The sequence below is a fragment of the Kitasatospora sp. NPDC043949 genome (genome assembly GCF_056435365.1).
On the sequence record NZ_JBWKEQ010000105.1, the window covers coordinates 1 to 6,523 of the forward strand.

Here is a 6,523-nt window from a genome sequence, read left to right on the forward strand (position 1 = left end):
CGGGCCAGACGGTCACCCTGAAGTTCACCGGCACCGAGGACGCCTCGCTGCAGACGAGCTTCGTGATCGACGACACCTCCATCCAGACCGGCTGAGTCCGGACCGGGCCCCCGCGGGCCCGGTGAACCAGGACAGGTGAGGGGCCCGGCGGCTACGGCTGCCGGGCCCTTGTCGTGCGTCCGGGCCCAGATGGTGCAGAAACGTTCCTCCCAGGCCCTTGACGCTCTCTCCCGGCGGCCCTAGGTTCAGCGCTGCAAGTTTCCGGCAAGTTACAGAAACTTCCTGCATAGCTCTTCCTGCACAGCTCATCCCCGGCTGCCCCCACCCCAGCCACCCCCCAGGAGACGACGTGGTCACCACCGCCCCCACCCGCCGGACCGCCCGCGCGGCCGGCGCCCTCGCCGCCTCGGCGGCCCTGGCGCTCTCGCTCGCCACCTCCCTCGGCGCCCCCGCCGCCCAGGCCGCCCCACCCGCCAACAACGGCAAGGACGTCACCGCCACCCTCTTCGAGTGGCGCTTCGACTCGGTCGCCCAGGCCTGCACCTCGACGCTCGGCCCGAAGGGCTACGGCTTCGTCGAGGTCTCGCCGCCCCAGGAGCACATCCAGGGCCCGCAGTGGTGGACCTCCTACCAGCCCGTCAGCTACCGGATCGCCGGGCGGCTCGGCGACCGGACGTCCTTCAAGAACATGGTCGACACCTGCCACGCCGCCGGGGTCAAGGTCATCGCCGACGCCGTCGTCAACCACATGACGGCCGGCTCCGGCACCGGCACCGGCGGCACCGCGTACACCAAGTACACCTACCCCGGCACCTACCAGGACCAGGACTTCCACTCCTGCCGCCAGCCGATCACCAACTACCAGGACCGCTCCAACGTGCAGAACTGCGAGCTGGTCAACCTCGCGGACCTCGACACCGGCAGCGCGTACGTCCAGCAGACCATCGCCCGCTACCTGGACGACCTGGGCTCCCTCGGCGTCGACGGCTACCGGATCGACGCCGCCAAGCACATCGCCGCCGGCGACCTCGCCGCGATCAAGGCGAAGACGGCCAACCCCAAGGCCTACTGGGTGCAGGAGGTCATCTACGGCGCCGGCGAGCCGGTCCAGCCCACCGAGTACACCGGCACCGGCGACATCGACGAGTTCCGCGTCGGCACCGACCTCAAGCGGATGTTCACCAGCGACAAGCTCGCCAACCTGTCCGGCTGGGGCGCCTCCTGGGGGTACCTGCCGAGCGGGCAGGCGCGCTCCTTCATCGACAACTGGGACACCGAGCGCAACGGCTCCACCCTCAACTACACCTACGGCAACACCTACACGCTGGCCAACGTCTTCCTGCTCGCCTCGCCGTACGGCGCGCCCAACGTCTACTCCGGCTACGCCTTCACCAACAACGACGACGGCCCGCCCAACGGCGGCACCGTCAACGCCTGCTACCAGGACGGCTGGAACTGCACCCACGCCTGGCGACAGATCGCCAACATGGTCGGCTTCCGCAACGCCGTCGCGGGCACCGGCGTGACCAACTGGTGGTCCAACGGCAACAACGCGATCGCCTTCGGCCGAGGCAACAAGGGCTACGTCGCGCTCAACCACGAGAGCGGCCCGATCACCCGGACCTTCCAGACCGGGCTCGCGGCCGGCACCTACTGCGACGTCCAGCACGGCGACCCGCAGCCGGGCGGCGGCTGCACCGGCCCGACCTACCAGGTGGGCGCCAACGGGCAGTTCACCGCGACGGTCGGCGCGGGCGACGCGATCGCGCTGTACGTCCCGGGCGGGGCGGCCAGCACCTCCGGCGCCTCGTTCAACGTCAACGCGACCACCGTCAACGGCCAGAACGTCTACGTGGTCGGCGACGTCGCCGCGCTCGGCGGCTGGGACCCGGCCAAGGCGCTGCCGCTCTCCTCGGCCGGCTACCCGGTCTGGTCGCTGTCGCTCGCGCTGCCGGCCGGCGCGGCCTTCCAGTACAAGTACGTCCGCAAGGACGCGAGCGGCGCGGTGACCTGGGAGTCCGGGGCCAACCGGACGGCGACCGCGCCGGCCTCGGGCCTGGTCGCCCTGAACGACACCTGGCGGCCGTAGGGCCCCGGGCGGCGCGCCCGTGACACCTCCGGGCCGCCCTCGGGCCGCCCCTGGACCCCCGTCAGCCTGGCCTGACGGGGGTCCCTCGTGCGGGTGGCCGTGCCGGTTCAAACCTCGGCCGGCGAGGCGGCGCTGACACGATCGCGGGATGAGAACCACCCCCCTCGTCCTCGACCTCGAACTGTGCGGCGGCCGCTGGGACGGCCACCGCAAGCGCGTCAACGCCGCCGCCCCGCCGCCCGCACTGCGGATGCTGCTCCGGGCCCGCCTGCCCGCCGCGGAGAGCGGCGAGTACTGGCCGACCACCAGCGTCTACCGGCTGGACGGCGACCGCGCCGGCTCGCTCCGCTACCGCCACTCGCACGACGAGTGATCGCCATCGGGTATAACTCCCGGCCCTGGAAATGGGGTTGGGTTAGGGTGGGGACATGGTTGCGAACCGCGAGGAAGAAGTGGCCGTGAACGAACCGGAGTTCGTCAGCGCTCCCGCCCTGATTCTTCAGTCCCTCGCCGCCGACCCCGACCGACGGGCCATCGCCACCGCCGACGGCGTCGAACTCACCGCCGGCGACTTCGCCGCCGCCACCTACCGCCTCGCCCACGAGCTCGTCGCCCGGGGCGTGGTGCGCGGCGACACCGTGACCCTGCTCGCCGGCAACACCGCCGAGGCGCTGAGCGCCCGTTACGCGGCAGGCCTCGCGGGTGCGCGGGTGGTGAACCTCTACGACGGCATGAGCGCTTCGACCCTGGCCGAGATCGCGACGAGCGTCGACACCGCCGTCCTGCTCGTCGACGCCGAACGGTACCCGGTGGCCGCCGAGTTGCTGCCCCTGATCGACGTGCCGACCGTCCTCCGTCTCGGCCCCGGACCGGATGCGATCGGCGAGGACGTGATCGCCGCCGCCGCCCACCGGCCCGCCGAGCCGCCGGCCGTCCGGGTCGGCCCGGACGACGACTGGGGCATCCGGCACACCGGCGGGACCACCGGAATCCCGAAGGGCATCCGCAGCCTGCACGGCGCCTACCGGAAGGTCTTCGACACCCCCGGCCGCATGGAGAGCGACGCGCCCCGCTTCCTCGCCGCCACCTCGCTCGCCCACCTCGCCGGGCTCTTCTCCGACCTGACGCTCCACAACGGCGGTACGGTGGTCCTCCAGCGCTCCTTCGACCCCGGAGACGTGCTGGCCGCGATCGAGCGCGAACGCATCACCGACCTGTGGGTGCTGCCGCCGCTGCTCTACCAGCTGCTCGACCACCCGGCGATCGGCCGCACCGACCTGTCCAGCCTGCGCCGGGTCTCGTACGGCGGCTGCGCGGCCTCGCCCACCCGGGTGCGCGAGGCGCTCAAGGTGTTCGGGCCGGTCCTGTGGAGCGGCTACGGGCAGTCGGAGGCGCAGAACATCTGCATGCTCGCCCCGCACGAGCACGACCGGGTCGGGCACGGCGGCCAGATCGCGGTCGGCCGACCCCTCCCGGGCATCGAGGTGGTGATCCGGTCCGCCGACGGCGCCGAGCTGCCCACGGGGGAGCAGGGCGAGATCCACGTCCGCTCGGACACCGTCATGGCCGGGTACTGGAAGAGGCCCGACCTGACCGCCGAGGTGCTGCGCGACGGCTGGCTGAACACCGGCGACATCGGCTACTTCGACGCGGACGGCTACCTCTACCTGGCCGACCGGCTCAAGGACAAGATCATCGTGGTCGGCGGGCACGTCTACCCGTCCGAGGTCGAGGACCTGCTGCTCACCCACCCGGCGATCGCGCAGTGCGCGGTCTTCGGGGTGCGCGACGCGCAGGAGGCGGAGCACGTCCACGTCGCCGTCGTCGCCGCGTCGGGGCAGCGGCCGGACCTGGAGGAGGTCCGCGCGTTCGTCACGGCCCACAAGGGGCGGATCTACGCGCCGGAGGCCCTGCACGTCGTGGCCGCGATCCCGCTGACGGCGGTGGGCAAGCCGGACAAGAAGCGACTGCGCGAGTCCGTGGCGGACTGACGGCGGGAGCCCGACGGCGGACCTCTGGCAGGCAGCCCTAGCCCCGCCCGACGTACGGCATGGCGGTCGCCATCACGGTGGCGAACTGCACGTTGGCCTCCAGCGGCAGTTCGGCCATGTGTCGGACGGTGCGGGCCACGTCGGCCACGTCCATGGTCGGCTCGACCGCGATCCGCCCGTCCGCCTGCCGCACCCCGGTGGTCATCGCGGCGGTCATGTCGGTCGCCGCGTTGCCGATGTCGATCTGCCCACAGGCGATCCGGTACGGGCGGCCGTCCAGCGACAGCGACTTGGTCAGCCCCGTGACCGCGTGCTTGGTCGCGGTGTAGGCGATCGAGTGCGGGCGCGGGACGTGCGCCGAGATCGAGCCGTTGTTGATGATCCGGCCGCCCTGCGGGTCCTGCGCCTTCATCTGCCGGAACGCGGCCCGGGCGCAGAGGAACGCCCCGGTCAGGTTGAGGTCGACCACCGCCCGCCAGGCCTCGACCTCCAGGTTCTCCACCGGCACGGCCGCGCCGAAGGTGCCGGCGTTGTTGAACAGCAGGTCCACCCGGCCGAAGCGCTCGACGGCTCCGGCGAACAGCGCGTCCACCGCCGCCGGGTCGGTGACGTCGGTCGGCACCACCGCGGTCGGGGTGCCGCCCAGGCGGGCGGTCTCCCGCAGCGGCTCGGCCCGCCGGCCGGCCAGCACCAGCCGCCAGCCGGCCGCGGCCAGTTCGGCCGCCACGGCCCGGCCGACTCCGCTCCCGGCTCCGGTGACGACGGCGATCTGCTGGGGCATGGAGTTCTCCTGGGTCTGCTCGGGTCTGCTCGGGTCTGGTGGGCTTCGGCTTCGGCTTAGGCTGGGCGCGGGTCGGTCGGGGCGTGAGCCGATCGTTGCGGATGCGGCGGCTGCCGTCACTGGTCGAAGGCCCCAAAATTCGCACCCCCGGACAGGTCTCGGACCGTGCTCCCCGCCGTCCGGCCCCCGCCGACCGGGGGGAGCGGTGAAGGCCTTTACCTGATCGCGAACAAACATTGGATTTCCGGTGGCCACCGCGCAACCGGGCCACCCCGGTCCACGTCATAAGATCGCAGGAAGGCGCGCCACCGCGAGGGAGGACGCGCCGCCACCCCGGGGACCGCACCAGCGCCGCGCCCCCGGCCTGTCCGGCCCCACCGGGGGGCCACAGCCCGGTCAGACGGACCGGGCGTGTCATCGGTCGGAGAGTCCTCACCGTGCTTAGGCAGTCGTCCCGTTCCCGCGCCGTCCTGACCGGCGCCGCCGTGCTCGCCCTGGCCGCCTCGCTGGCGGCCTGCGGGAGTTCCGGTGGCGGGAAGGGGGACAGCGCCAAGGCGGCCGGCACCCCGGGTGCGACCGGTACCGGCGCCACGGGGGGTTCGCCCAGCGCCGGTGGCGGCGGTACGCCCGCGCCCACCACCGCGGAGCCCGCGGCCGCCACCGGGAAGGTGCTGATGCCCACCGGTCCGGCCGCCACCCTGAGCAAGGCCCGGGACACGTCCGCCGGTCCGATCATGGTGACCACGGTGACCGGCGCGAAGTCCGGCGTCTCCGGCAAGGTCTGGGTCTGGCTGCCGCCCGAGTACAACGACCCCAAGTTCGCCAAGACCGGTTTCCCGGTGCTCACCCTCTTCGCGGGCGGCCAGAGCAACGGCTACAACACCTGGACCGACAACCAGCTGCCGATCCAGGAGGAGAACGAGCAGCTGGTCAAGGCGGGCAAGTCCCACCCGTTCATCATGATCATGCCGGTGCAGAACTTCAACAGCGACGAGCACAACGCGCTGGACTGCTCCGACATCCCGGGCCAGCCCAAGATGGGCACCTGGATGTCCCAGGACCTCCCGGACTTCGTCCGCGCCAACTTCCGCACCGTGAAGGGCCGCGACGGCTGGGGCGTGATGGGCGCCTCCACCGGCGGCTTCTGCAGCGCCAAGCTCGCCCTCCAGCACCCGGACGTCTACAAGGCCGCCGTCCCGATCGACGGCTACTACGTTCCCGACTCGGGGCTGTGGAAGGGCCACGACGCCGAGCGGCAGGCCAACAACCCCGACGTGCTGGTCGCCCAGGGCAAGTCCGACGTGAAGATGCTGGTCACCGCAGGCGGCGCCAACCCGTACGAGACCAAGCTGGTCAAGGGCTGGGTCGCCAAGGCCGCCCCGCCGGCGTCGCTGGAGTACTACGAGCAGCCCGGTGGCAAGCACCTGACCTCGGACTTCAAGAAGATGATCCCGGACACGCTGCAGTGGCTCACCAAGAACCTGGCGGGCCCGGAGGCCGACTGATCCCAGCCGCACGACGACCCGCGCGGCCGTCCGCACGACGCGCCGTACGACGACCCGCAGGCCGTGGGGGGGGGGGGGGGGGGGGGGGGGGGGGGGGGGGGGGGGGGGGGGGGGGGGGGGGGGGGGGGGGGGGGGGGGGGGGGGGGGGGGGGGGGGG

5 protein-coding genes are annotated in these 6,523 nt (G+C 72.5%); 4 read left to right on the top strand and 1 reads right to left on the bottom strand.

Annotation, left to right across the window (positions count from 1 at the left end):
* Positions 1 to 349: 349 nt before the first annotated feature.
* The 3 genes from AC07AL_RS38335 to AC07AL_RS38345 all read left to right on the top strand — a co-directional run bounded on the left by AC07AL_RS38335 (position 350) and on the right by AC07AL_RS38345 (position 4,080).
* Entirely contained in the window at positions 350 to 2,089 is a 1,740-nt protein-coding gene (locus AC07AL_RS38335; RefSeq protein ID WP_400989312.1) for a carbohydrate-binding module family 20 domain-containing protein, read from the top strand.
* Positions 2,090 to 2,237: 148 nt separating this feature from the next.
* Positions 2,238 to 2,462: a hypothetical protein gene (locus tag AC07AL_RS38340; RefSeq protein ID WP_363580892.1), complete on the top strand. Its 225-nt coding sequence runs from the start codon at positions 2,238 to 2,240 to the stop codon at positions 2,460 to 2,462.
* A gap of 55 nt (positions 2,463 to 2,517) precedes the next feature.
* Complete coding sequence (locus AC07AL_RS38345; protein WP_400989314.1) at positions 2,518 to 4,080, top strand: AMP-binding protein; 1,563 nt, start codon at positions 2,518 to 2,520, stop codon at positions 4,078 to 4,080.
* A 37-nt stretch (positions 4,081 to 4,117) separates the two neighbouring features.
* Here the strand turns inward: AC07AL_RS38345 and AC07AL_RS38350 are convergent, their stop codons facing one another.
* A complete protein-coding gene (locus AC07AL_RS38350) occupies positions 4,118 to 4,861 on the bottom strand; it encodes an SDR family oxidoreductase (RefSeq protein WP_363580896.1) in 744 nt (247 codons plus the stop codon).
* Positions 4,862 to 5,298: 437 nt separating this feature from the next.
* On the opposite strand from AC07AL_RS38350, the gene AC07AL_RS38355 reads away from it, so the two are divergent.
* The gene (locus AC07AL_RS38355) at positions 5,299 to 6,366 is read left to right on the top strand and encodes an alpha/beta hydrolase (protein WP_363580898.1); all 1,068 of its coding nucleotides are present in this window, start codon (positions 5,299 to 5,301) and stop codon (positions 6,364 to 6,366) included.
* The last annotated feature ends 157 nt before the right edge of the window (positions 6,367 to 6,523 follow it).